The organism is Kribbella shirazensis, assembly GCF_011761605.1.
Taxonomy (GTDB): domain Bacteria; phylum Actinomycetota; class Actinomycetes; order Propionibacteriales; family Kribbellaceae; genus Kribbella; species Kribbella shirazensis.
In genome coordinates this window covers 3,883,813-3,906,422 of record NZ_JAASRO010000001.1, presented here as the reverse complement: position 1 = coordinate 3,906,422, position 22,610 = coordinate 3,883,813, and the positions used below count along the sequence as shown (strand labels likewise).

At 68.9% G+C, this 22,610-nt stretch carries 26 protein-coding genes; 5 read left to right on the top strand and 21 right to left on the bottom strand.

The genetic code is table 11. The features are described 5' to 3' along the window. Positions 1-42: 42 nt before the first annotated feature. The 4 genes from BJY22_RS42470 to BJY22_RS19125 all read right to left on the bottom strand — a co-directional run bounded on the left by BJY22_RS42470 (position 43) and on the right by BJY22_RS19125 (position 2,802). Complete coding sequence (locus BJY22_RS42470; protein WP_167208640.1) at positions 43-576, bottom strand: DivIVA domain-containing protein; 534 nt, start codon at positions 574-576, stop codon at positions 43-45. Next, positions 576-1,697 carry a dual-specificity RNA methyltransferase RlmN gene (rlmN, locus tag BJY22_RS19135; protein WP_167208638.1) on the bottom strand — a complete coding sequence of 374 codons (1,122 nt, stop codon included), beginning with the start codon at positions 1,695-1,697 and terminating at the stop codon, positions 576-578. Before rlmN ends, BJY22_RS42470 begins: the two co-directional genes overlap by 1 nt. 41 nt (positions 1,698-1,738) lie before the next feature. Continuing rightward, a complete protein-coding gene (locus BJY22_RS19130) occupies positions 1,739-2,047 on the bottom strand; it encodes a SelT/SelW/SelH family protein (protein ID WP_167208636.1) in 309 nt (102 codons plus the stop codon). Positions 2,048-2,130: 83 nt separating this feature from the next. Further along, a complete protein-coding gene (locus BJY22_RS19125; protein ID WP_167208634.1) occupies positions 2,131-2,802 on the bottom strand; it encodes a C39 family peptidase in 672 nt (223 codons plus the stop codon). A 145-nt stretch (positions 2,803-2,947) separates the two neighbouring features. Between BJY22_RS19125 and BJY22_RS19120 the strand changes: the two genes are divergently transcribed. Then, positions 2,948-3,913: an LLM class flavin-dependent oxidoreductase gene (locus tag BJY22_RS19120; RefSeq protein WP_167208632.1), complete on the top strand. Its 966-nt coding sequence runs from the start codon at positions 2,948-2,950 to the stop codon at positions 3,911-3,913. Here the strand turns inward: BJY22_RS19120 and BJY22_RS19115 are convergent. From BJY22_RS19115 to rpsB, 6 genes are all read right to left on the bottom strand, one after another. Then, complete coding sequence (locus BJY22_RS19115; protein ID WP_167208630.1) at positions 3,903-4,511, bottom strand: GNAT family N-acetyltransferase; 609 nt, start codon at positions 4,509-4,511, stop codon at positions 3,903-3,905. The two genes, BJY22_RS19120 and BJY22_RS19115, sit on opposite strands and share 11 nt — an antisense overlap. Continuing rightward, positions 4,508-5,356, bottom strand: coding sequence for a phosphatidate cytidylyltransferase (locus BJY22_RS19110; protein WP_167208628.1), 849 nt, complete (start codon positions 5,354-5,356; stop codon positions 4,508-4,510). The genes BJY22_RS19115 and BJY22_RS19110 overlap by 4 nt, the downstream gene beginning before the upstream one ends. Beyond that, entirely contained in the window at positions 5,356-5,910 is a 555-nt protein-coding gene (gene frr, locus BJY22_RS19105; RefSeq protein ID WP_337759831.1) for a ribosome recycling factor, read from the bottom strand. The genes BJY22_RS19110 and frr overlap by 1 nt, the downstream gene beginning before the upstream one ends. 153 nt (positions 5,911-6,063) lie before the next feature. Then, the gene (gene pyrH, locus BJY22_RS19100) at positions 6,064-6,804 is read right to left on the bottom strand and encodes a UMP kinase (protein ID WP_167218412.1); all 741 of its coding nucleotides are present in this window, start codon (positions 6,802-6,804) and stop codon (positions 6,064-6,066) included. A 61-nt stretch (positions 6,805-6,865) separates the two neighbouring features. After that, a complete protein-coding gene (gene tsf / locus BJY22_RS19095) occupies positions 6,866-7,684 on the bottom strand; it encodes a translation elongation factor Ts (protein WP_167208624.1) in 819 nt (272 codons plus the stop codon). A gap of 153 nt (positions 7,685-7,837) precedes the next feature. Next, positions 7,838-8,842 (bottom strand): 30S ribosomal protein S2, encoded by a 1,005-nt coding sequence (rpsB, locus tag BJY22_RS19090; protein WP_167208622.1) that lies wholly within the window; start codon positions 8,840-8,842, stop codon positions 7,838-7,840. Positions 8,843-9,126: 284 nt separating this feature from the next. Here rpsB and BJY22_RS19085 point away from each other — a divergent pair, with 284 nt between their 5' ends. Beyond that, on the top strand, positions 9,127-10,443 hold the full coding sequence (locus BJY22_RS19085; protein ID WP_202891175.1) for a M23 family metallopeptidase: 1,317 nt from the start codon (positions 9,127-9,129) through the stop codon (positions 10,441-10,443). Between the two features lie 3 nt (positions 10,444-10,446). Here BJY22_RS19085 and BJY22_RS19080 read toward each other — a convergent pair whose 3' ends face one another. The 3 genes from BJY22_RS19080 to BJY22_RS19070 all read right to left on the bottom strand — a co-directional run bounded on the left by BJY22_RS19080 (position 10,447) and on the right by BJY22_RS19070 (position 12,406). Beyond that, on the bottom strand, positions 10,447-10,851 hold the full coding sequence (locus BJY22_RS19080; protein WP_167208620.1) for a VOC family protein: 405 nt from the start codon (positions 10,849-10,851) through the stop codon (positions 10,447-10,449). A gap of 51 nt (positions 10,852-10,902) precedes the next feature. Continuing rightward, the gene (locus tag BJY22_RS19075; RefSeq protein WP_167208618.1) at positions 10,903-11,382 is read right to left on the bottom strand and encodes an RrF2 family transcriptional regulator; all 480 of its coding nucleotides are present in this window, start codon (positions 11,380-11,382) and stop codon (positions 10,903-10,905) included. An 82-nt stretch (positions 11,383-11,464) separates the two neighbouring features. Then, positions 11,465-12,406, bottom strand: a complete 942-nt coding sequence (locus BJY22_RS19070) for a tyrosine recombinase XerC (RefSeq protein WP_167208616.1) — start codon at positions 12,404-12,406, stop codon at positions 11,465-11,467. 135 nt (positions 12,407-12,541) lie between these two features. On the opposite strand from BJY22_RS19070, the gene BJY22_RS19065 reads away from it, so the two are divergent. Beyond that, the gene (locus tag BJY22_RS19065) at positions 12,542-14,176 is read left to right on the top strand and encodes an APC family permease (RefSeq protein ID WP_167208614.1); all 1,635 of its coding nucleotides are present in this window, start codon (positions 12,542-12,544) and stop codon (positions 14,174-14,176) included. Positions 14,177-14,271: 95 nt separating this feature from the next. On the opposite strand, the gene BJY22_RS19060 is transcribed toward BJY22_RS19065, so the two are convergent. After that, positions 14,272-15,165, bottom strand: coding sequence for a LysR family transcriptional regulator (locus tag BJY22_RS19060; protein WP_167208612.1), 894 nt, complete (start codon positions 15,163-15,165; stop codon positions 14,272-14,274). An 81-nt stretch (positions 15,166-15,246) separates the two neighbouring features. Between BJY22_RS19060 and BJY22_RS19055 the strand changes: the two genes are divergently transcribed. Next, positions 15,247-16,116, top strand: coding sequence for an EamA family transporter (locus BJY22_RS19055; RefSeq protein WP_167208610.1), 870 nt, complete (start codon positions 15,247-15,249; stop codon positions 16,114-16,116). Continuing rightward, entirely contained in the window at positions 16,086-16,583 is a 498-nt protein-coding gene (locus BJY22_RS19050) for a YbaK/EbsC family protein (protein WP_167208608.1), read from the top strand. Before BJY22_RS19055 ends, BJY22_RS19050 begins: the two co-directional genes overlap by 31 nt. 61 nt (positions 16,584-16,644) lie before the next feature. Here the strand turns inward: BJY22_RS19050 and dprA are convergent, their stop codons facing one another. From dprA to lepB (BJY22_RS19015), 7 genes are all read right to left on the bottom strand, one after another. Next, a complete protein-coding gene (gene dprA / locus BJY22_RS19045) occupies positions 16,645-17,802 on the bottom strand; it encodes a DNA-processing protein DprA (protein ID WP_167208606.1) in 1,158 nt (385 codons plus the stop codon). Between the two features lie 194 nt (positions 17,803-17,996). Continuing rightward, entirely contained in the window at positions 17,997-19,574 is a 1,578-nt protein-coding gene (locus BJY22_RS19040; RefSeq protein ID WP_167208604.1) for a YifB family Mg chelatase-like AAA ATPase, read from the bottom strand. Then, on the bottom strand, positions 19,574-19,930 hold the full coding sequence (locus BJY22_RS19035) for a YraN family protein (RefSeq protein WP_167208602.1): 357 nt from the start codon (positions 19,928-19,930) through the stop codon (positions 19,574-19,576). The genes BJY22_RS19040 and BJY22_RS19035 overlap by 1 nt, the downstream gene beginning before the upstream one ends. Before the next feature lie 94 nt (positions 19,931-20,024). After that, entirely contained in the window at positions 20,025-20,348 is a 324-nt protein-coding gene (locus BJY22_RS19030) for a DUF2469 domain-containing protein (protein WP_012922325.1), read from the bottom strand. Next, positions 20,338-21,045 (bottom strand): ribonuclease HII, encoded by a 708-nt coding sequence (locus BJY22_RS19025; protein WP_167208600.1) that lies wholly within the window; start codon positions 21,043-21,045, stop codon positions 20,338-20,340. Before BJY22_RS19025 ends, BJY22_RS19030 begins: the two co-directional genes overlap by 11 nt. Positions 21,046-21,126: 81 nt before the next feature. Continuing rightward, the gene (gene lepB / locus BJY22_RS19020; protein ID WP_167208598.1) at positions 21,127-21,900 is read right to left on the bottom strand and encodes a signal peptidase I; all 774 of its coding nucleotides are present in this window, start codon (positions 21,898-21,900) and stop codon (positions 21,127-21,129) included. Continuing rightward, the gene (lepB, locus tag BJY22_RS19015) at positions 21,897-22,526 is read right to left on the bottom strand and encodes a signal peptidase I (RefSeq protein ID WP_238350395.1); all 630 of its coding nucleotides are present in this window, start codon (positions 22,524-22,526) and stop codon (positions 21,897-21,899) included. Before lepB (BJY22_RS19015) ends, lepB (BJY22_RS19020) begins: the two co-directional genes overlap by 4 nt. Between the last annotated feature and the right edge of the window lie 84 nt (positions 22,527-22,610).

The window sequence follows — 22,610 nt, the reverse complement described above, 5'->3', positions numbered from 1 at the left end:
CACGTGGAAGTGGCTTCTGGATCGACCCAACGTCTTCGACGTCTAGCGGAGCCAGTCCTGCGCGGTGTCGAGGAACGCGTCGACCTCTTCCATGTCGTAGCCCTCGGTGAGGCGGACCGGCCGGAACTGCACACGGCGGACCTCGTCGGCGGTCACCGGCCGGCTCACCGGCAGGCCGTTCACGGTCGCCATCACGCGGTCGACGAAATCGTCCACCTCGTCGACCGCATACCCCTCCCGCAGCCGTACGGCGCTGAACCGCGGCGCGGGCCGCCCGCCCACAGTCGACGTACCAGGAGCACGCCCGTCCGCGACGGGCGAACCGGCGGGACCGGGCGCCACACGGCCCGGCAGCCAGCGCTCGGCCTCGAGGAGGAAGTTGTCGACCTCCTCGGCCGAGTACCCGGGGCCGAGGAACGGGGTACTGAACGCGACCCCACGGACCTCGTCGACGGTCACGCCCGGCCCGGCTGACCGGCGTTCCGCCGTGGCGACGATCCGCTCGACGAACGCATCCACCTCGCCGCAGTCGTAGCGCTGCCCGATCCGCCGTACGCGGAACTCGGGTGCGAGCATCAGGGCTTGCTCGCGGCGGCGAGCTGACCGCAGGCGCCGTCGATCTCCTGGCCGCGGGTGTCGCGGACCGTCACCGGGATGCCGCCTGCCTCGAGGCGACGGACGAACTCGCGCTCGTCGGCCGGGTCGGACGCGGTCCACTTCGAGCCCGGCGTCGGGTTCAGCGGGATCAGGTTGACGTGCACCCAACCCCAGTCGCCGCGCGCGTTCAGCTTCTCGGCCAGCAGATCGGCCCGCCACGCGTGGTCGTTGATGTCGCGGATCATCGCGTACTCGATCGAGACCCGTCGCTTGGTCTGCTGCGCGTACCCCCAGGCCGCGTCCAGCACCTCGTCGACCTTCCAGCGGTTGTTGATCGGCACCAGCTCGTCCCGCAGCTCGTCGTCCGGCGCGTGCAGCGACAGCGCCAGCGTGACCGGGATGCCCTCGGTCGCGAGCTGGTTGATCCGCGGCACCAGCCCGACCGTCGACACGGTCACCCCGCGCGCCGAGATCCCGAGGCCCTCCGGCGACGGATCCGTGAACCGGCGTACGGCGCCCATCACGGCCTTGTAGTTCGCCATCGGCTCGCCCATGCCCATGAACACGATGTTCGAGACCCGCCCCGGACCGCCGGCGACCTCGCCTCGCGCCAGCGCCCGCGCGCCGTCGACGACCTGCTCGACGATCTCCGCGGTCGACATGTTCCGGGTGAGTCCGCCCTGGCCGGTCGCGCAGAACGGGCACGCCATGCCGCATCCGGCCTGCGAGGACACACACATCGTGGCGCGGCCCGGATACCGCATCAGGACCGACTCGACGAGCGATCCGTCGAGCAGCTTCCACAGCGTCTTGCGGGTCTGCCCGTTGTCGCACTCCAGGTCCCGCACGCGGGTCAGCAGCGGCGGCATCAGCTCGGCGACCAGCTTGTCGCGGGTCGCGGCCGGCAGGTCGGTCATCTCGGCCGGGTCGGACACCAGCCGCGAGAAGTAGTGGTTGGACAGCTGCTTCGCCCGGAACGCGGGCTCGCCCAGCGCCGCAACCGCCGTACGCCGTTCCTCCCCGGTGAGATCGGCCAGGTGCCGCGGCGGCTTCTTGGCGCGGCGCGGCTCATCGAAAACAAGAGGCAGGGAGGTAGACATAACCGACCTATTGTCGCCCGCCGGGACAGCGGTTCACAAATTCACATCCCATGACCCGCATCACCCGTCGCTGTGCGATCCGAGTGGCCGAGTTGACGGTCCGGGGCGATCCGGTCGCGGACCATCTGCTTCAGCAGCGGGATCTCGGCGAATCCGCCCTCCGCCTTCCGCGACCACAGCAGCTCCCCGTCGAGCCGGATGTCGAAGACGCCCCCGGTCGACGGTACGAGGGCCACCTCCCCCAGCTCCTTCGGGAACGTGGTCAGCAGCTCCTGCGCGGTCCACGCCGCCCGCATCAACCACCGGCACTGCGTGCAGTACTCGATCTCCAACCGCGGTTCCCTGGGCACCTACTCAGTATCCCGGACCCGACCTTGAGCACCCACCAACCGTTCCCGGCACCCGAAAACGGCCGGTGCGTACTCAACGTGCGTCAGGCGGAGTAGCCCTTGGGCGGGATCAGGGTGGCTAGTTGGGTGAAGGTGAGCCAGTAGGTCGCTGTGGGGGCGAAGCCGGCGGGGTCGGCGATCAGGACGGTCATGTCGCTGGAGTCGTACCCGATGACGGTGAAGTAGTGGTAGATCGTGTAGTTCGGGTAGCCCGGCGGGTGGTTGTTGGCCGGGGCAACGATGTTCGCGACGATCGGGTAGTTGTTGTCGATGTCGAGCACGATGTCCCGCCAGAGCAGGTCCCGCTGCGCCTGGGTGGGCGGGTCGTTCGGCATCTCCTTGGTCTCGTACCAGCCGGTGCCGAGGTGGTTGTTCAGCACCCGCGTGACCTGGCCGATCCAGTCCGTGCCGTTGGTCGTGGTCGGCAACTCGTTGGCCAGTTGCTGCTGACTCGGCGGTGAGATCCGGGCCGAGAGCGCGATCCGGGTCGCGGCCGGCCCGCACCAGTAGCCGGTCTGCTGGTACTGGAAGTCGATCTCGAGCGTCTTGAGAGTCTGCGTCGAGTACCCGAGGTGCGGCACCGGCTTGGCCGCCGCGGCTGAGACGACCTGCAGAGTTGCCGGGGAGGCAGCTGCCGGGGCGGAGATCGGGACGGCAGCAGCGGCAACCAGCGCGAGACCGCCGAGGGCAGCCTTGAACTTCGTCGTGGGAATCATGGTCAGCTCCTCACTGGACGACCGGGCGGATCGTCCTGCGTTTGATCCTGACACACAGCGCTGCGGCATGGTGAAAAAGTCACCGCTCGATTCGATCTCAGTCGAAAGGGGGAATGAGGGCATCGGCGGTCCGGTTGGACTCTGCATGCTCTCCGTCCCGCTGTCAGTCCTGGACCGGTCTCGGACACGTGTAGGCGAGACCGAGGCGGAGACACTGGGTGCGACCGTGGAGCTGGCGCAGCAGGTGGAAGAGCTTGGCTACAAGCGTTTCTGGGTGTCCGAGCACCACAGCGTGCCAGGCGTGGTCGGCTCCGCTCCGACCGTCTTGGCGGCGGCAGTTGCCGCCCGCACCGATCAGATCCGCGTCGGCACGGGCGGGGTCATGCTGCCGAACCACAGGCCACTGGTCGTGGCGGAGCAGTTCGGCGTACTGGAGTCGCTGTACCCGGGCCGGATCGACATGGGTCTCGGCCGGTCCGTCGGCTTCACGAACGGCGTACGGCGCGCACTCGGTGTCGAGAAGGACGCGGCCGAAGACTTCAGCACACAGGTCCAGGAGCTCCTCGGCTATCTGGCCGGTACGTCGCCTGACCGGGTCCACGCCCGCCCTGGCGAAGGACTGCGCATCCCGCCCTTCATTCTCGCCGTAGGTGAAGGCACGGCGATCGCCGCGGCGCTGGGTCTGCCTGTGGTTCTGGCCGCACGCCCTGACTCCGAAGAGCGCCTCGAGGACTACCGAAGCACCTTCCAGCCTTCCGAGTGGGCGCCGGAGCCCTACGTGATCCTGGCCGTCACCGCCGCGGTGGCCGACTCCACCGAGGCAGCGCGACAGCTCCTGTTGCCCGAGGCATGGGCCAGCGCGTACTCGCGGACCCGTGGCGTCTTCCCGCCGCTACAGCCCGACGTACCGGCTGACCTGACCTCCCGCGAGCATGAGTACTTCGAGAACGCGCTCCGCGGCCAGATCTACGGCACGACCGCCGAGGTCGACGAGGCGCTCGGCGACCTGGTACGTCGTACCGCTGCCGACGAGCTCCTGATCACCACGAACACCTTCGACCGCGCCGCGCTGCTGGCGAACTACGCGGCGCTGGCGAAGCTCACCGGCTGATCCGGTCTTCCAGCCGCTTCCGCACGTCCGGCCACTCGTCGGCCAGGATCGAGAACACGACCGTGTCGCGGAACGACCCGTCCGCGAGCCGCATGTGCCGCCGCAGCACGCCCTCCCGCGTCGCGCCGAGCTTGGCGATCGCTGCCTGCGAGTGAATGTTCTTGGACCCCGTCTGGATCTTCACCCGGCCGAATCCGCACACCTCGAAGGCATGCTCGAGCAGAAGCAACTTGCAGGACGGATTCACTGCCGTCCCCCAGACCGCCGGCGCATAACCGGTACCACCGAGATGGATCGACTCGTTGTGAAGGTCGATCTCACTCAGGCTGGTCGTGCCGACCACGGTGCCGGCGGCACCCAACGGGCCGTCGCCGGCCAGCCGCACGACGTACACGACGCGCTGATCCGTGGACGGGAGGAACTTGTCCCGCAGCTCGTCGGCGTTCGCGGGCAGTCCGGCGGGGCCGCCGCCGAAGCTGGTCGCGTAGACCTGCTCGTTGGCGATCGCGTCGTACAGAGGCTCGATGTCGCCGGCAACCAACCGATCGAGCCGGACGATGCCGTTCCGCAGCGATCGTCCGTCCGGTGCGATGGTCATGCTTTCACCAAAAGATGGAGGAGGAGCCAGACGATCGGCGCGGTCGCGAGCAGCGAGTCCAGGCGGTCCATCACGCCGCCGTGACCGGGCAGCAGGTTGGACATGTCCTTGATACCCAGGTCGCGCTTGATCATCGACTCGCCCAGGTCACCGACCGTCGCGGTCAGCACCGCGACCGCGCCGACGATCGCACCGACCCACCACTCACCGTCCAGCAACAGCACGACCGCGGCGATCCCGGCACCGATACAGGCGAGCACCGAACCGGTGAAGCCCTCCCAGGACTTCTTCGGACTGATCGTCGGCGCCATCGGGTGCTTGCCGAACAGCACGCCGGCGACATAACCACCGACGTCGCTCGCCACGGTCACCACGAAGAAGGTCACCACCCGTCCGGCCCCGTCCGCCTCCGGCTGGGACAGCAGGATCGCGAACCCGGCCAGCAACGGCACGTAGCCGATCAGGAACACCCCGGCGGTCACGTCACGGACGAATCCGACCGATCCGCCCGGCATCCGCCAGAAGATCGTCCCGAGCACGGTGATCCCGAGCGCGACGAGCAGCGCCATGGGGCCCCCGAAGTACGCCGCCACGAGCATCGCCGTCGTACCGGCGAACAGCGGGATCCGCGGGATCTCGGCGCCGCCGGTGCGCAACGCCTTGATCATCTCGTCGACGGCCAGCAGCACGACGACCAGCACCAGGACGGTGAACAGAACCTTCTGCCAGTACAGCGATCCGAGGATCAGCGCGCCCAGCCCGACACCCACCGCGATCGCCGCGGGCAGATTGCGGCCGGCGCGGCTCGGGCTGGGACTCGGCGCGGGCGTGCTGTCGACGCCCATCACACCTCGAGCAGTTCGGCTTCCTTGTGCTTGAGCAGGTCGTCGATGGAGTCGACGTACTTCTTCGTCAACCCGTCGAGCCGCTTCTCAGCACTCTTGCCCTCGTCCTCGCCGGCGTCGCCGTCCTTGACCGTCTTGTGCACCTGGTCCATGGCGTGCCGGCGGATGTTGCGCACCGAGACCCGGGCCTCCTCGGCCTTGCCCTTGGCGACCTTGATGTACTCCTTGCGGCGCTCCTCGGTGAGGGCCGGCATCACGACCCGGATCACCGAGCCGTCGTTACCCGGGTTCACCCCGAGGTCCGAGTCGCGGATCGCCTTCTCGATCGCGGCCATCGCGCCCTTGTCGTACGGCGAGATCAGCACGGTCCGGGGCTCCGGGACCTGGAAACCGGCCAGCTGCTGCAGCGGCGTCGGGCTGCCGTAGTAGTCGGCCAGGATGCCGGCGAACATCTGCGGGTGCGCGCGGCCGGTGCGGATCGCGGCGAAGTCGTCCTTCGCAACCTCCACGGCCTTCGCCATCTTCTGATCGGCATCGCGGAGAGCTTCGTCGATCACGACAATCCTCGCTTCCTCTGGGCCGCCTCGACGCGGCCACTCCAACAGTTGGAACGCAGGTCTACCAGATAACGGACAGACACCCGTGTGCGACGATCCTAGTCGTACGGGAGACGACGGTGTACGGCGGGTTACTGCCGCCGCGACGGGCTACTGCCCGCGCGAGACGACCGTGCCGATCTTCTCGCCGTGGACGACCCGGGCGATGTTGCCCTCCTCGAGACCGAAGATCACGATCGGCAGCGCGTTGTCGCGGGCCAGGCTGATCGCGGTGGCGTCGGCGACCCGGAGCCCCCGGGCCAGGAAGTCGTCGTACGACAGCTGGTCGAACTTGACCGCGTCCGGGTTCTTCTTCGGGTCGGAGTCGTAGACGCCGTCCACACCCTGCTTGCCCATCAGCAGCGCCTCGGCGCCGATCTCGAGCGCGCGCTGGGCGGCGACGGTGTCGGTGGAGAAGTACGGCATCCCGGAGCCGGCGCCGAAGATGACCACGCGGCCCTTCTCCAGGTGCCGCTCGGCCTTGCGCGGGATGTACGGCTCGGCGACCTGGCCCATCGTGATCGCGGTCTGGACCCGAGTCTCGATACCGAGCTTCTCCAGGAAGTCCTGCAGGGCCAGGCAGTTCATCACGGTGCCCAGCATGCCCATGTAGTCGGCACGGTTCCGCTCCATGCCGCGCTGCTGGAGCTCGGCGCCGCGGAAGAAGTTGCCGCCGCCGACCACCACGGCGACCTGGACACCGGCCCGGGCGACCTCGGCGATCTGCTTGGCGATCGAGTTCACCACGTCGGGGTCGACGCCGAGCTTGCCGCCGCCGAACACCTCACCCGACAGTTTCAGCAGCACCCGGTGATAGGCAGGCGAAGAGGCCGGACTCGTCTCGGTCCCCATGGTTTCCGTCACGATTCCGGCCTCCTCGATAGATGGGTGTGCGCTCAGATCCTTCGCGGGATCAGGCGCCGACCTCGAAGCGGGCGAACCGCTTCACGGTGACACCGGCCTCGTCGAGCACGGCCTTCACGGTCTTCTTGCTCTCCTGGACCGACGACTGCTCGAGCAGCACGACGTCCTTGAAGAAGCCGTTCACCCGGCCCTCGACGATCTTCGGGAGGGCGCCCTCCGGCTTGCCCTCCTCGCGGGCGGTCGCCTCGGCGATCCGCTTCTCGTTCTCGACCGTCTCGGCCGGGACCTCGTCGCGGGTCGTGTACAGCGGGCGCATCGCGGCGACCTGCATGGCGGCGCCACGAGCGGCCTCCACGTCGTCACCCTCGAACTCGACCAGGACGCCGACCTGGGCCGGCAGGTCCGCGGCACGCTTGTGCATGTACGCGGTCACCCGGCCGTCGAAGACGGCCACCTTGCCGAGCTCCAGCTTCTCGCCGATCACACTGGCCAGGGCCTCGATGTTCTCGGCGACGGACTTGCCGTCGGTGAGCTTCTCGTTGAGCAGGCCCTCGATGTCGCCGACCTTGCTCGCCGAGGCGTGCGCGACGATGTCGGCGGCCAGCTGCTGGAACTGCTCGTTCTTGGCGACGAAGTCGGTCTCGCAGTTCAGCTGGACGAGCGCGTTCTCCGCCGCGGCCACCAGGCCGTTGGTGGCGGACCGCTCGGCGCCGCGCTTGGCCGCCTTCGCGGCGCCCTTGATGCGCAGCTCCTCGATCGCCTTGTCGAAGTCGCCGTCGGTCGCCTCGAGCGCCTTCTTCGCGTCCATCATGCCCGCGCCGGTCGCGTCGCGGAGCTTCTTCACGTCAGCGGCGGTGTAGTTCGCCATTCCTCGTTCTCTCGTCTTGTCGGTGCTGATGGGGACTGCGGCGGTCTGCCAGGCCGTTTCCCCGGTCCGTCACCAGGCAGTACCCGGCGCGGACCGACGTACGCGGTCCGGGTGTGGGCCGCCCGGCGGGTCTGCCGGGCGGCCCGCAGGCTCTCAGGCCTCGTCGGACTTCTCGGACGCCTCGGCCGGGTTGACCGGGACGACCGGGGTGTCGTCGGCCTTCGCGACGGCTTCCGCGGTGGCGCCGGACTCGGCGACCGGCGGCTCCTCGGCGACGGCCTCGGTCTTCGCGGCGGCCTCGGTCGCGTCAGCGGCCTCGGTCTTGGCGGCCTCGGTCTTGGCGGCCTCGGTCTTGGCGGCGGCCTCGGTCTTGGTGGCGCCGTTCTGGCTCTCCAGCAGCTCGCGCTCCCAGGCGGCCAGCGGCTCCTCCTGGCCCAGCTCCTCACCGGCCGCGGCGGCGCCCTGGCCACCGCGCGACATCAGACCGTCGGCGACGGCGTCGGCGACGACCCGGGTGAGCAGGCCGACCGAACGGATCGCGTCGTCGTTCCCCGGAATCGGGTAGTCGACCTCGTCCGGGTCGCAGTTGGTGTCCAGGATGCCGATGATCGGCAGCTTCAGCTTGCGCGCCTCGTCGACGGCGAGGTGCTCCTTCTTGGTGTCCACGATCCACACGGCGGCCGGAACCCGGGCCATGTCGCGGATACCGCCGAGGGTCTTGAGCAGCTTGTCGTGCTCGCGACGCTTCTGCAGCAGCTCCTTCTTGGTGACACCGGAGGCGGCGACGTCGTCGAAGTCGATGAGCTCGAGCTCCTTGAGCCGCTGGAGCCGCTTGTTGACCGTCTGGAAGTTGGTCAGCATGCCGCCCAGCCAGCGCTGGTTCACGTACGGCATCCCGACCCGGGTCGCCTGCTCGGCGATCGCTTCCTGCGCCTGCTTCTTGGTGCCGACGAACAGGATCGACCCGCCGGACGCCACCGTGCTGCGCACGAACTCGTACGCGCGGTCGATGTAGGACAGCGACTGCTGCAGGTCGATGATGTAGATGCCGTTGCGCTCGGTGAGGATGTAGCGCTTCATCTTGGGGTTCCAGCGCCGGGTCTGGTGCCCGAAGTGCACGCCGCTCTCGAGCAGCTGCTTCATGGTCACGACGGCCATGAGGTGTTCCTCCTACGGACCCGGAAACCCGGGTCGCTTCTCGGTTGGTCTCGCCCCGGATCGGGTGATCCGCGGCGCCTGATGCCCGTCGCGCGGATCCACCCGGAGCACTTCCGGGACCGAAGGAACAACGCTGTTGTGCGGGCATGCGTAGTCGCCCCGCTCACACGGGGCGCCACCGGAAGTGTACGTGACCGCCCGCCCCCAACGCGAACCGCCCCCGTTGTCCACAACCACCCCAACACCCCACCCAACGCGGTCCCGACAACGGCATCTTCTCCGATATGACCATCGCCCTACTAACCCTCGCCACCCTGGCCCTCCCACCCACCCAGTCCCCACCCCAACCCACAACAGCCGCACCGCAACCACTGACCGCCCCACTCCACCCCACCCCCACCCCACCCGACACCGGCGCCACCGCACCCACCCCACCCGGCGTCGGCGCACCCGCCTCACCCGACACCTCCGCACCCTCCCTACCCGACGCCACCGCCGCCGCACCCGCACCCGCACCACCGGACACCTCCGCACCCGCCCGACCCGACACCGCACCTGCCCCGCCCGGCGTCGGCGCACCCGCCCTACCCGACACCGCACTCGCCCCGCCCGGCGTCGGCGGGTCCGCCGGATGGCCGTTGAACCCTCGACCGGAGGTGGTGCACGGCTTCGATCTGCCAGCGAAACCGTGGCTCCCCGGCCACCGCGGCGTCGACCTGGCCGGCCGCCCCGGCCAGCCCGTCCTCGCCGCCACCTCCGGCATCGTCACGTACGCCGGCACACTCGCCGGCCGCGGCGTCGTCACAATCACCACCGGCACACGCCGTACGACATACGAGCCAGTCGTCCCCGAGGTCTCAGTCGGTACGACGGTCCGCACCGGCACCGTCATCGGCCGCCTCTCCGCAGCAGGCTCCCACTGCCCACCCAGAACCTGCCTCCACTGGGGCCTGCTCCAGGGCCAGCAGTACCTCAACCCCCTGTCCCTACTCCCCAACCGCCCCGTCCGCCTACTCCCCCTCACCAACCACCCAACCCCCACACCAACGCTCGGTTCCGCACCCGGTCCCGCACCCGGTCTCGCATCTGTCCCCACGTCCGTACCCGCGGCAGACACGTCCAGCCCGCATACCTCGCCGAACAGCGCACCGGATAACTCGACGATCGGCCCGCCGGTCGCCTCCGCAGGCACGTCGACACGCGCCACCAGGGCCGCCTCAGCAGGCAACTCGACAGACACCCCGGCACGCACCCCGGCAGGCACCCCGGCCGACCGCACGACGCGCTCCCCGATGGACCGCTCCGCAGACCGCGCGGGCGACGACCGCCTGGCGGGCCCGGCCTCCTCGGCAGCGGCTCCCGCGGACCACTCGACCGGGTCGTCGATGGACCGGCCCGCGGGGCGCTCGGGTGACGACCGGTGGGCGGGGTGGGCCTTCTCGGCAGTGGCTTGGGCGGACGACCCGGCGGGCCGTTCGGCTCGGTTCTGGGTGGATCGCTCTGTGGGTGGTTCTGCCGATGATGAGCGGGTGGCCAGGCGGGTTGTCGCTGGTACGGCGCTCCTGATGGTGATTGCCGGGGTGTTGATCAGGCGGGAATGAGGCTCAGTTGTGCGGCAGGTTCAGTTGCCAGGAGACGCCGAATCGGTCATTGACCCAGCCGAACTTCTTGCTGAATCCGTACTCACCCAGCGGCATCAGCGCCCCGCCGCCCTCGAGCAGCGCGTTGTACAGCCGCTCGAGCTCGGCCTCGTCCGCACAGTCCACGAACAACGACACCGAAGGCGTGAAGGTGAACCCGTGATGCGTGTAGCTGTCACTGCACATGAACTGCTGCCCCGCGAGCCGAAACACGGCAACCATCACCGACCCCTCGGGCCCGGGTCCCTCGGCGCCGTACTTCACCATCGACACGACCTCGGCGTCCTCGAAGAGCGACAGGTAGAAGTTCATCGCCTTCTCCGCGCCGCCCTCGAACATCAGGAACGTCTTGATCTGCTGCTCGACCATCGCCCACCTCCCATAGTCACCACTTATATAAGCGAAGACTATAGCAACAGCTCAGCTCCCCGGGACCCGCGCCTGCCAGGCGTCCTCGTCCCGCGACCGGCGCTCGACCCCGGCCGGAAGCTTGTTCTTCGCGAGGTCGGTCAGCGTGGTGTTCTCGAGCACGTCCCGCAAGCTCGCCCGGGCGGCGATCCAGACCCGCTGCAGCACCACCGCATGTTCGTTGTACGTGACACTCTCCGGCCGCACGCCCGAGATGCTCACGATCGGCCCGTCGACCGCACGCATGACGTCGGCAACGGAGATCTCGTTGGGGTCGACGGCCAGCCGCCACCCACCGGACTGCCCCCGCTGACTGGCCAGCACCCCGGCCCGGCGCAGATCGGCGAGGATGCCCTGCAGGAACCCGTGGGGAATCCCCTGCGCCCGGCTCAACTCCTCGGCCGACACCACCGCCGGGTCGTTGGCCACCCACCGCTGGGTGATCTCGATCAACGCACGCAACGCATAGTCAGACTTCGCCGAAACCCGCATGTCCCGCAGTCTGCCGCATCCAGCCCCTCCCCCGCCGCATCCCCGCCCCGCCGAAGCCGAACCCTCACGCAGTCACGCGCGATCAGGCTCGTGGGTGTGCTTGCTGGTAGGCCTGCCGGAGGCGGTCGGTGGAGACGTGGGTGTAGATCTGCGTGGTCGCCAACGACGCATGCCCGAGGAGTTCCTGCACACTCCGCAGGTCCGCACCACCTTCCAGCAGATGCGTGGCCGCCGTATGACGCAGACCGTGCGGAGCCAGATCCGGCGCGTCGACGACCGCGATCCGCTCATGCACCATCCGCCGTACCGTCCGCGGATCAATCCGGCCGCTACGGGCCCCGAGGAACGCCGCGGGACCGCTGCCCTCACGCGCCAACGTCGGCCGCGCCTCGGCCAGCCACCGCCCGAGTGCCTGCTCGGCCGGTACGCCGTACGGAACCGACCGCTCCTTCCGCCCCTTGCCGAACACCCGTACGACGCGACGCGACCGGTCGATGTCGTCGACGTCCAGCGCGCACAGTTCACCGACGCGGATCCCGGTGGCGTACAGCAGTTCCATGATCGCGAGGTCCCGCAGCCCGACCGGACTTCCGTCGTCCGCAGCCACCGCGGCGGCATCGAGCACGGCCCGCGTGTCGGCCTGGCCGAGCACACCGGGAAGGGTCTTGTGCGCCTTCGGGCTCGCGAGCAACGCTCCCGGATCCGTACTGATCCGCCCGGTCCGCTGTGCCCACGCGGTGAACACCCTTGCGGCCGTCGCCCGGCGCGCCATCGTGCTGCGGGATTTCCCCAGACTTTGCTGTTTGGCCAGCCACGACCGTAAACCCCGGATATCCAGGCCTTCCAGATCATCGTGACCAAGCCGAATCAAATGATCGAGTAAATCCGCGATGTCTCCGATGTACGCTCTCACCGAGTGAGTGCTGAGGTCTCTTTCCGCCGTCAGATGCCTTTCGTAGTCAGCCAGTAACGCAGCGAAATCCTCCGGCCAGGAGCGGTTTCCACTGACTTCGTCGGGCGTCATGCCTCGACGATGCGTGAGGTGGCCCTGCATCGCAAGCCACCGCGCGGCACCGAGGAAAGGAGGGCTGGTCGACAGCCCGACGGTCGACTACTGTTCGGCCCGATTGCCCTAGTAGCAACGGAGGCACCCCTGACCATGGCCCCCTCAGCGAACGGACAGACCGTAGGCCGGCGCCTGCCGGTCGAGTCGGCGTTCACTCGAGTCGAGGACGCGCGGCACCGTCTGCCGCGCCTGTTCGGTCGTCGCGACCTGGTCGTACTCGGCCTGGGCGTGATGATCGGCTCCGGCATCTTCAGCATCAGCGGCGTCCAGGCGGCGAACGTCGCCGGACCGGCAGTGATCCTGTCGTTCGTCATCGCCGCGATCGTCTGCCTGCTGGCCGCGGCCTGTTACGCCGAACTGTCGTCCACGATTCCGGTGTCGGGCAGCGCTTATACGTTCAGCTATGTGACCTTCGGCGAAATGTGGGCCTGGCTGGTCGGCTGGGCCCTGGTGCTCGAACTCGTGACCGCGGCGGCGATTGTCGCGCGAGTCTGGTCGGCGTACTTCCTGGCCACCCTGGACGGATTCGGCGTCACATTGCCCAGCGGGATCGCACAGTTCTTCGGGCCCGAGGCCGAGGTGAATCTGGTCGCCCCGCTGCTGCTGCTGATTCTGACCGCGCTGATCGTGACCGGCACCAAACTGTCGGCCCGCGTGCTGACCATTGTCGTCATCGCCAAGGTCGCGGTGATTCTGCTGGTGGTCGTCGTCGGCGCGGCGCACGTGAAGATGGAGAACTACCAGCCGTTCGTGCCGCCCGCCCGGGCAGCGCCCGCGAAGGCGGATCCGACCGTGCTGGGCTGGCTTCTGGATTCCGCGTTCGGCTCGTTCGGGATGATGGGCATCTTCACGGCGGCCAGCACGATCGTGTTCGCCTACATCGGCTTCGACCTGATCGCGACCGCCTCCGAGGACGCCCGCAGCCCGCGCAAGACCGTGCCGCAGGGCATGCTGCTCGGCCTCGGCGCCGTCACGATCCTGTACATCGCGATGGCCGTCGTCCTGGTCGGCATGCGCCCGTACGCGAAGCTCGGCGGATCGGCTCCGGTGTCGGAGGCGATGGCCGCGGTCGGGCTCGGTTGGGCGGCGAAGGTCGTCAACCTCGGGGCGTTGCTCGCGTTGATGACGGTGATCATGGTCGTCCTGATCGCGCAGAGCCGGGTGCTGTTCAACATGGGCCGCGACGGTCTGCTGCCGAAGAGCCTCGGCCGGGTCAGCCGGGTGTACTCCTCCCCCGCCCGCGCCGCGGCCGCTGCCGGCATCGCGGCGCTGGTGCTGACGCTGTACCCGAAGGTGCTCGAGCTCGAGGAACTGCTGGTCATCGGCGCACTGTTCTGCTTCGCGTTCTGCGCCGTGGGTGTGCTGAGGCTGCGGCACACGGAGCCCAACCTGGAGCGTGGCTTCCGGGTCCCGCTGGTGCCGTTGATCCCGCTGCTGTCGCTGGCGGCGACGATGTGGCTGATGCTCAACCTGAAGACCGGTACGTGGATCAAGTTCTTCGTCTGGATGGGTATCGGCATCGCGATCTACGGGTTGTACGGACGCTGGCACAGCCGCCTCGCCAACGAGGACAGCTGGGACTTCGACCTCGGCGACACCGACCCCGGCACGGGAGGCTTCCAAGCCATCCGCGCCGACCAGGACCGCCCCACCGAACTCCGAGCCATCCGCACGCCGCCCGAGCAGCAACCCCAGAAACCCACCCGCGGCAAACACATGCGCAACTGACGCCACCGGTCCGGCTCCACCAGCTGACCTTCACTGGCTCGCCGACCCACCGCAGCGCCCGGTGACTGTCAGAGGCCGGCCGACCGAGGAACTGGTCACCCTGCTCGCCGGATCGTGTCAGCTGCCCGTTGGAGGCCGGCGAGGACCGTGCGGACCGCCTGGCGGGCGGTCCGTTCGGGGCGGTGGAGGACGTCGATGTGACGGCGGGTGTGGACGCCGCGAAGCGGCCGGAGCACTACGGCCTCGTGCGGACGGGTGGTCCATCGAGGCATCAACGCGATGCCCGCGCCGGCCGCCACCAGCTCGGCGACAACGGTGAACTCGTTGACCCGGTGAACCAGCGCGAGACGCTCGCCGGCGGCCGCCCCGATCGCCTCGACGGTCGCCATCAGCGGGAATCCGTCGTGCACCGTGATCCAGGGTTCGCCGGCCACGTCGCGCGGCGAGAGCGAGCGCTTCGCCGCCAGTGGATGATCAGCAGGTACGGCGACGTCCAGCGGTTCGTGCAGGAGCGGCGTGACCGCCACCGTCCGCGGCCACGAAGCAGAGTGGTCGAGCCGGTGCGCCAACACCAGGTCGTACTCGCGCGTCAGGGCCGGAAACTCGTCCTGCGGCACGTCCTCGTCATGCAAACCGAGCTGCGGCGCGATCTCGGCGCGCAACAGCGAAGGAAAGAAGGCCGCGGCAGCGCTGTGAAACGCGGCCACGGACACCAATCCGTCGGGCTGCTCGACGAACTCGTCCACAGTGTGCCGCGCCCGGGCCAGAGCAGACTCCACATCCGCCGCGGCACCGGCGAGCGCGCGCCCCGCAGCCGTCAGCACCACTCGCCGACCGTCGCGCTCGGTCAGGGGAACCGGGATTGACCGCTGAAGCAGTCGCAGCTGCTGCGACACCGCCGACGGCGTGACCATCAACGCCTCCGCCGCCGCCGTCACGCTGCCCAGCTCGCCGACTTCCCGAAGTACCCGCAGCTGCCGTTCGTCCATCTCCACACTGTAGGTGTCCTACAAGGTTGCTTTAGAAAGTGGTACTTGGCTTCAACATTCCGGTCCGTCACCGTTGGAGCCGTGCCAGAATCCCGCCGTCCTGACATCGTCCTGCTTCTGGTGGCGATGGTGTGGGGTTCGAGCTACCTCGCGGCCAAGACCGCGACCGGCAGCGCGCCGGTCCTGACCGTGCTCTTTCTCCGCTACGCCATCGCGGCACTCGCACTCGTGCTCGTTGTACGACGCATCAACCGCCGCGAGCTGAAGGCAGGCGGGCTCCTCGGCATCACCCAAGCTGCCGTGTTGCTCATCGAGACGTACGGCGTCGCACACACGAGCGCCGCCAACGCCGGGCTGATCATCAGCTTCACGCTCGTCATCACCCCGTTGCTGGATCGCCGCCGCGTCCCACGACGCTTCTACCTCGCAGCCGGCGTCTGCGTCGTCGCCATCGGCTTCCTGATGTCCGGCGACGGCCTGCACGCACCGGGACTCGGCGATGCACTCATACTCGCGGCGGCCGTCGTCCGCGCCGGCCACGTCGCGCTGGTCGGACGCGTGGCGACCGGAATCAGACCATTGCCGTTGACAACGGTCCAGACTCTCGTCGGCACGGCGCTGTTCGCGGCACCCGCGGTACACCATCTGCCGAGCGCAACCGACTCTGCGACCTGGCTTCAACTGGCGTACCTCGCCTTGTTCTGCAGCGTTTTCGCCTTCCTCGCCCAGACCTGGGCCATCCAGCGCACCTCGGCGAGCCGCGCCAGCCTGCTGCTCGGGACCGAGCCGATGTGGGCCATGGCCGCAGGCATCATCCTCGGCAACGAGCAGCTGACGATCCCCGTCGCGATCGGCGCCGTACTCATGCTGGCCGGAACGACCTGGGGTCAGTCCATCGAACGCAACCACCGGGAGCCGACATGCCGGACCCTGACACCTACCGCCGCCTGATCGAACTGCTCGACGAGGCAGCGGTCAGCTACAAACTCATCGATCACGAGCCCGAGGGCACCACCGAGAAGGTGAGCGGCCTCCGCGGCCATCCGGTATCGCTGGCCGCGAAGTGCATCATCCTCATCGTGAAGCCCGACAAACGGACGACGCGCCACGTGCTCGCCGTCGTCCCCGGGGACTGCCGGGTCGACCTCGACGCGATCAAACAGCTGTACGGCGCCCGGTACGTCGGATTCGCCGACCACGCGACCGCGGAACGACTCGCCCGAACCGTCCCCGGTACCGTGCTGCCGTTCAGCCTCGACCCCGCGCTGGAGCTCATCGCCGACCCTGCCGTGATCGCCGAGCCCGAGATCTACTTCAACGCCGCCCGGCTGGACCGCTCGATCATGCTCTCGGGCGCCGACTACAAGACCCTCGCCCGCCCTCGAATTGAGCCAATCGCACTCCCCCAGTCGAAATGACCGCGCGGGCAAGACGCCGGTCGTGCTGCTTTACCGGCGCCGGTGCCTGTTTCGGCCGCGGTCAGCCAGAGGGTGAGCTGGGGTCGGGGATGCTCGGGGCGAGGCGCCAGCCGGTGGGGGTTTGGGTTATCAGGGTCAGGGTGGCGAGGGTTTGTAGGTAGCGCTCGGTTGTGGGGAGGTCCAGGCCTGCGGTTGCGGCGATGCTGGTGGCGGGGGCTGGGTGGTGCACGGGAACGGCGTCCAGGGTGCGTTGGAGGTCGGGGTGGAGGGTGTCGGTGACGGTCTGTGGGGCTCTAGGGGGTGGGGCCAGGTTGGTACCGAACGGCGACGTTGCCTCGATGATGTCGGCGACGTTGGTTGCCAGTACGGCGTTGCGTTCGCGGACGAGTAGGTGACTGCCTGCGGACATGCGGGACGTGACGGGACCGGGGACTGCCAGGACGGTCCGGCCGCATTGTTCGGCCCAGCCCGCGGTGTTCAGGGCGCCGCTGCGGACCGCGGCCTCGATGACCACGGTGCCTTGGGTGATCGCGGCGATCAGGCGGTTGCGGGCGAGGAAGCGGAGTTTGGTCGGTGAGCAGCCGGGTGGGAGCTCGGCGACGACCAGGCCGTCCTCGGCGATCCGGCTGAGCAGGGCCGAGTTGCGTTTCGGGTAGCTGACGTCGACCCCGCAGGCGAGGACCGCGATCGTCAGGCCGGAGGCGGCGAGTGCTCCCCGGTGTGCGGCCGCATCGATGCCGAAGGCACCACCGGAAACGATCGTCACGCCGTTGTCGGCCAGGCCCGAGGACAACTCGGCCGCCACGTGCTCGCCGTACGACGAGCAGGCGCGGGCACCGACCAGTGCAACGGCTCGGGTTACCGCGTGGCGGAGGTCTGCGCGGCCGCGGACCCAGAGGCCGTACGGCACTCCGGCTCGGCGGGTCAGTTGTCCTGCTTCTTCGAGTACGTCGAGTTGGTCCGGCCACTCGTCGTCGCCCGGGATCACGAACCGTGCTCCCGCGGCTGCGGCGCGCTCGAGATCTCGCTCTGGGTTGGCGTCGGCCAGGCGTGTGGACCAGCGCTCGAGGCCCGGGGCACCGCGTTGGAGACGGTCCCAGATCTCCAAGGCAGGCAGGCCGTCGAAGGCCTTCAGGGCGGCGAGGTCACCTGGCTCGACGACGCGCGACAGGCCGGCGCGGGCAAGTCGCTCTTGGTCGCCGTTCGCCCCGGTCGTCATCTCGGCCCCAGGGCTCCCGCTGCCGGAGCCGGATCCAGCGCCGGCACGGTCTCGGGCGACAAGTTCCTGGGGCCTGAGCCGCGCTGTGCACGCAGCCGCAGCGGGTTCGTGAGCCTCGTTGCTGCTGGCAAGGACGCTTGTCTGATGGATCGGACGGGAGTATTCGGGGGTATTGGTCAGGACCGGGCTGCTTGTCATTGGAGGGGTCCTTTGAGGGGGCGCGTGTCGGTGAGCGGGGTCAGGGGCTGGCCGGACCGGAGTTGGAAGGCTTCGTGGGTCTGGTCGACGGTGGGCGTGGCCAGGGCGGCCAGGTCGGTGAGGGTCCAGGCGAGGCGGACGACTCGGTCGAAGCCGCGGGCGGTGAGGCGGCCGGCGGCGTAGTGGTCTTCCAGGAGGCGGTGGCTGGCGTCGTCCAAGGGGTAGTCGCGGCGCAGGACAGGGCCGGGGATCTCGCTGTTCAAGGTCCAGGCCGTCTTGCGGTAGCGGTGTGCCTGGCGATCGCGGGCGGCCTGGACCCGGGTGGCGACGACTGCGGTCGACTCCACGGTCTGGCCGTCGGTGACCGTCCGGGCGGCCGGCAGGATCTGGCGCTGGATGTCCAGGCGGTCCTTGATCGGGCCGCTGATCCGTTGGCGGTATCGCGCGAGGACCTGGGGCGTGCAGCTGCAGATGCCCTGATTGGTGCCGGACAGGCCACAAGGGCACGGGTTGGCGGCCAGGACCAGCATGAAGCGGGCCGGGAACTTGGCGACAGCCGCGGCGCGGTGCACCTCGACGAATCCCGACTCGAGCGGCTGCCGGAGCGTGTCCAGGGTCAGCGGGTGCATCTCCGGCGCCTCGTCGATGAAGAGGATGCCGCGGTGCGCGCAGCTGATCGCGCCCGGCCTCGGCACACCCGACCCGCCGCCGACGAGGCTCACCAGCGACGCTGTGTGGTGCGGCGCGATGAACGGCGGCCGGACGACCAGTTCGGCGTCGTTCGTGAGCAGCCCCGCGAGCGAGTGCACGGCCGAGACCTCCAGCGAGTCGTCCGTGCTCAGGTCGGGCATCAGGCCTGCGAGGCGCTCGGCCAGCATCGTCTTGCCCGACCCGGGCGGTCCGTGCAGGAACAGGTGATGCCCACCGGCGGCCGCGGCCTCGATCGCTCGGCGGCCCTCCTGCTGGCCGATGACGTCGTCGAGATCGACCGCCGGCACCCGGCTCAGCGACTCCGACACCAGGCGTGGCTCGGCGCGAGGCGGTGCCTCGTCCGGGATCTCGGTCCCGCGGAGGAGCGCGAGGACCTGACGCAGCGAGCGAGCGCCGTACACCTGGATGCCGGGGACCAGGCGGGCCTCGCCGACATTCAGGTCCGGGACGACGATGCGGTCGAAGCCGGCGCGGGACGCCGCCAGCGTCATGGCGAGCGCGCCGCGGACCTCACGGATCCGGCCGTCGAGCCCCAGTTCGCCGATGATCGCCGTCCGGCGGAGCGCGCCGGGATCGACCACGCCGGCTGCCGTCAGCAAACTCAAGGCGATGGCGACGTCGTAGTGCGAGCCGGTCTTGGGCAAGGTCGCGGGCGACAGGCCGATCGTGACCTTCCGGTCAGGGAACCGCTCGCCGCTGTTCACCACGGCGGCGCGGACCCGGTCGCGGGCCTCGGACAGGGATGTGTCCGGGAGACCGATCAGGGTCGTCTTCGGCAGGCCCTGGGCGATGTCGGCCTCCACCTCGACGAGGTGGCCCTCCAGCCCGACCAGAGCGACGGACCAGGTCTGTGCGAGCGCCATCAGGCCGCACCTCGCACGTGATCCACCCGCGGAGGCGTGTTGTGGTCGAACAGGACCGAGATGATGTCGATCCGGACCGCGGCCGGTCTGAGCTGATGGGTCTGCAGCCAGCGGCCCGCCAGCTTCCGCAGCGTCACCAGCTTGCGGTAGGTGATCGACTCCAGCGGTGAGCCGTAGTTCAGCCCGCGGCGGGTCTTCACCTCACAGACGACGAGTGTGCCGCCTTCGCGCGCCACGATGTCGATCTCGCCGAGCTCGCAGCGCCAGTTGCGCTCGAGCACGGCGAAACCTTCTCCGGCGAGATACCTCGCGGCGAGATCCTCGCCGTACCGTCCGACGGTGTTCCTGGTCCGCATCGATGACCACCTCCGGCAGAGAAGATGCCGGGATCAGGCCTCGGAAACGGACCTCTCCTTCAACTTGTGGACAACTGCCCACCGTGGACAGCGGTCAGCGACCGAAGTCGGAATCCTTCGGGACCTCGAGGTCGGACTTCGCGAGCTCCTCGATGTTGACGTCGCGGAAGGTGACCACCTTGGCGTTCTTGACGAAACGGGCGGAACGGTAGACGTCCCAGACCCATGCGTCGGCCATGGTCACCTCGAAGTACACGTCGCCGCCTTCGGTGCGAACCTTCAGATCTACCGCGTTGCACAGGTAGAAGCGCCGCTCGGTCTCGACGACGTACTTGAAGATCCCGACGACGTCCTTGTACTCCCGATAGAGCTGCAGCTCCATATCGGTCTCGTATTTCTCAAGGTCGTCAGCGCTCATGCAGGCTCTCCACTCCGGTGGGACTGGTCACATTCTGTCCCATATCGGGCCGCAGACTGCGGCGGACATTCTCGAACCGCCGTCGATGTTGTGGGCACGGGCCGTATTCGTCCAGTGCCGCCTGGTGTTCCGGGGTGCAGTAACCCTTGTGGATCCCGAACCCGTACTGCGGGTACTCCTTGTCCCAGTGCTCCATCACCCGGTCCCGCGTCACCTTGGCAATCACGGACGCCGCCGCGATACAAGCCGCCACGCGGTCACCCTTCCAGATCGCCAGGCCCGGTACGCCGAGCCCGTCGACGCCGAACCCGTCGGTCAGCACGTACGCCGGCCGCACGTCGAGCCGGAACAGCGCCCGGCGGAGCGCCTCCACGTTCGCGACGTGCATGCCGAGCCGGTCGCACTCGGCCGCCTCGATGGACACCACCGACCACGCGACCGCCCGCTTGCGGATCTCCTCGTAACAGCGCTCCCGCGCCTTCGCGGTGAGCAGCTTGGAGTCCGCCAGCTCCGGGATCTGGCCGCGTTTGCCGTCGGGCAGGATCACCGCGGCGGCCACCAGCGGGCCGGCACACGGTCCGCGACCGGCCTCGTCGACGCCGGCGATCGGATCCAGACCGACCCGGCGCAGGGCCCGCTCGTACCCGTACAACCCGGCGTCCCGCCGTACCGTGCTCCCGCGCGGCAGCGCGCTCATCCAGCCCTCCGCATCACACAACCCACCCTAAGCACAGCAGCCGACAACCGCAGACGGCGGCGGCCATCTCAGAGGTCCCGTTCAGCCGGCGGTCTTGGGTGGTGCCGTGAGGGAGATCGACGGTTTGTCCGGTGCCGGACCGGCCCCCGGGACCGACTTGAACGTGTCGGGTACGCCGAGTTTGCCCCACCGCCCCGCCGGCCAGACGATCATGATCGCCCGCCCGGTGACCTTGTCGAGCGGCACGAACGCCGCGTCGCCCTGGTTCCCGCCGTTCGCGTCGAGGTCCTGCAGATGCACCCGGGAGTCGCCGGAGGCGGACCGGTGGTCGCCCATCAAGAAGACCCGGCCGGCCGGGACGGTGACCTGGAACTCCATCTGGGACGGGGCGTCGCCGGGGTACAGGTAGCTGGTCTCGTCGAGCGGCTGGCCGTTGACCAGCAGGCGGCCCTTGGAGTCGCAGCAGGCGACCTTGTCGCCGGGCATGCCGATCAGGCGCTTGATCAGGTGGCCGTGGCTGGAGTCCGGCAGCAGGCCGACGATCTCGAAGAACCGGCCGACCGAGCCGCGCTTCTGGCCGCTCTCCTCCGCGCCGAGCCAGCCGCCCGGGTCCTCGAACACGACCACGTCACCACGCTCGACGCCGGTCAGCTTCTCGACCACGACCCGGTCACCGACCAGCAGGGTGTTCTCCATCGACTCGCTCGGGATGATGAACATCTGCCCGACGAAAGCCCGCAGGATCGACGAGACGATCAGCGCCCCGACCACGATCAGCACGAACTCACGGGCGGCCGCCGCGAAGCCCGAGCGATGGGCGGGTTTGGCGTCCGTCTTGGTCGGCGTATCGGTCACTTCTTCAGCCCCGGCTTCTTGAAGGTTTCCGGAGGACGCAGCATCGTCATCCGGTCAGACGGCCAGATTACGCAACAGGCCCGGCCAACCACGTTGTCGACCGGCACGAATCCGCCGCCGGGGCCGCCCATGTGGGCGCGGGAATCGGCGGACTCGGCCCGGTTGTCCCCCATCACCCACAGGTGACCGGCCGGCACCAGCACGTTGAAAGGTTGCTCGGACGGCCTGGCGTCGCGCAGCAGGTACTCCCGCTCGTCCAGCGGGATGCCGTTGACGGTGATCTGGCCCTGCTTGTTGCAGCAGATCACCCGGTCGCCACCGAGGCCGATCACCCGCTTCACCAGGTGACCCTCACCGCTGCGCGGCAGGATGCCGACGAACTCACCGAGCCGGCGGATCGCGCCCGGCTGAACCTGCTCTTCGTTCAGCCAGTTGTCGGGGTCCTTGAAGACGACGATGTCACCGCGGTCGACGTCGCGGTGCAGGTAGCTGATCTTCTCGGCGAGGATCCGGTCGTCCTTCGTGAGCGTGTCGTACATCGACTCCGACGGGACGTAGAACGCCTCCGCGACGAACAGCCGCAGGACCACCGTGATGACGAGCGCGAGCGCCGTGACGGTGCCCATCTCGACGAGCAGGCTGAGCAGCGGATTCCGCTGCTTCAGCCTGCGGTGACGTCCCTTGCTGCGACGTGCCCTCCTGGAAACCGG

Bases quoted from the DNA above. Each gene is read 5' to 3' on its own strand.
- BJY22_RS42470 (WP_167208640.1), bottom strand. From the start codon at position 576: ATGCTCGCACCCGAGTTCCGCGTACGGCGGATCGGGCAGCGCTACGAC.
- rlmN (WP_167208638.1), bottom strand. From the start codon at position 1,697: ATGTCTACCTCCCTGCCTCTTGTTTTCGATGAGCCGCGCCGCGCCAAG.
- BJY22_RS19125 (WP_167208634.1), bottom strand. From the start codon at position 2,802: ATGATTCCCACGACGAAGTTCAAGGCTGCCCTCGGCGGTCTCGCGCTG.
- BJY22_RS19120 (WP_167208632.1), top strand. From the start codon at position 2,948: ATGCTCTCCGTCCCGCTGTCAGTCCTGGACCGGTCTCGGACACGTGTA.
- BJY22_RS19115 (WP_167208630.1), bottom strand. From the start codon at position 4,511: ATGACCATCGCACCGGACGGACGATCGCTGCGGAACGGCATCGTCCGG.
- BJY22_RS19110 (WP_167208628.1), bottom strand. From the start codon at position 5,356: ATGGGCGTCGACAGCACGCCCGCGCCGAGTCCCAGCCCGAGCCGCGCC.
- pyrH (WP_167218412.1), bottom strand. From the start codon at position 6,804: ATGGGGACCGAGACGAGTCCGGCCTCTTCGCCTGCCTATCACCGGGTG.
- tsf (WP_167208624.1), bottom strand. From the start codon at position 7,684: ATGGCGAACTACACCGCCGCTGACGTGAAGAAGCTCCGCGACGCGACC.
- rpsB (WP_167208622.1), bottom strand. From the start codon at position 8,842: ATGGCCGTCGTGACCATGAAGCAGCTGCTCGAGAGCGGCGTGCACTTC.
- BJY22_RS19085 (WP_202891175.1), top strand. From the start codon at position 9,127: ATGACCATCGCCCTACTAACCCTCGCCACCCTGGCCCTCCCACCCACC.
- BJY22_RS19080 (WP_167208620.1), bottom strand. From the start codon at position 10,851: ATGGTCGAGCAGCAGATCAAGACGTTCCTGATGTTCGAGGGCGGCGCG.
- BJY22_RS19075 (WP_167208618.1), bottom strand. From the start codon at position 11,382: ATGCGGGTTTCGGCGAAGTCTGACTATGCGTTGCGTGCGTTGATCGAG.
- BJY22_RS19070 (WP_167208616.1), bottom strand. From the start codon at position 12,406: ATGACGCCCGACGAAGTCAGTGGAAACCGCTCCTGGCCGGAGGATTTC.
- BJY22_RS19065 (WP_167208614.1), top strand. From the start codon at position 12,542: ATGGCCCCCTCAGCGAACGGACAGACCGTAGGCCGGCGCCTGCCGGTC.
- BJY22_RS19060 (WP_167208612.1), bottom strand. From the start codon at position 15,165: ATGGACGAACGGCAGCTGCGGGTACTTCGGGAAGTCGGCGAGCTGGGC.
- BJY22_RS19050 (WP_167208608.1), top strand. From the start codon at position 16,086: ATGCCGGACCCTGACACCTACCGCCGCCTGATCGAACTGCTCGACGAG.
- dprA (WP_167208606.1), bottom strand. From the start codon at position 17,802: ATGACGACCGGGGCGAACGGCGACCAAGAGCGACTTGCCCGCGCCGGC.
- BJY22_RS19040 (WP_167208604.1), bottom strand. From the start codon at position 19,574: ATGGCGCTCGCACAGACCTGGTCCGTCGCTCTGGTCGGGCTGGAGGGC.
- BJY22_RS19035 (WP_167208602.1), bottom strand. From the start codon at position 19,930: ATGCGGACCAGGAACACCGTCGGACGGTACGGCGAGGATCTCGCCGCG.
- BJY22_RS19030 (WP_012922325.1), bottom strand. From the start codon at position 20,348: ATGAGCGCTGACGACCTTGAGAAATACGAGACCGATATGGAGCTGCAG.
- BJY22_RS19025 (WP_167208600.1), bottom strand. From the start codon at position 21,045: ATGAGCGCGCTGCCGCGCGGGAGCACGGTACGGCGGGACGCCGGGTTG.
- lepB (WP_238350395.1), bottom strand. From the start codon at position 22,526: ATGGGCACCGTCACGGCGCTCGCGCTCGTCATCACGGTGGTCCTGCGG.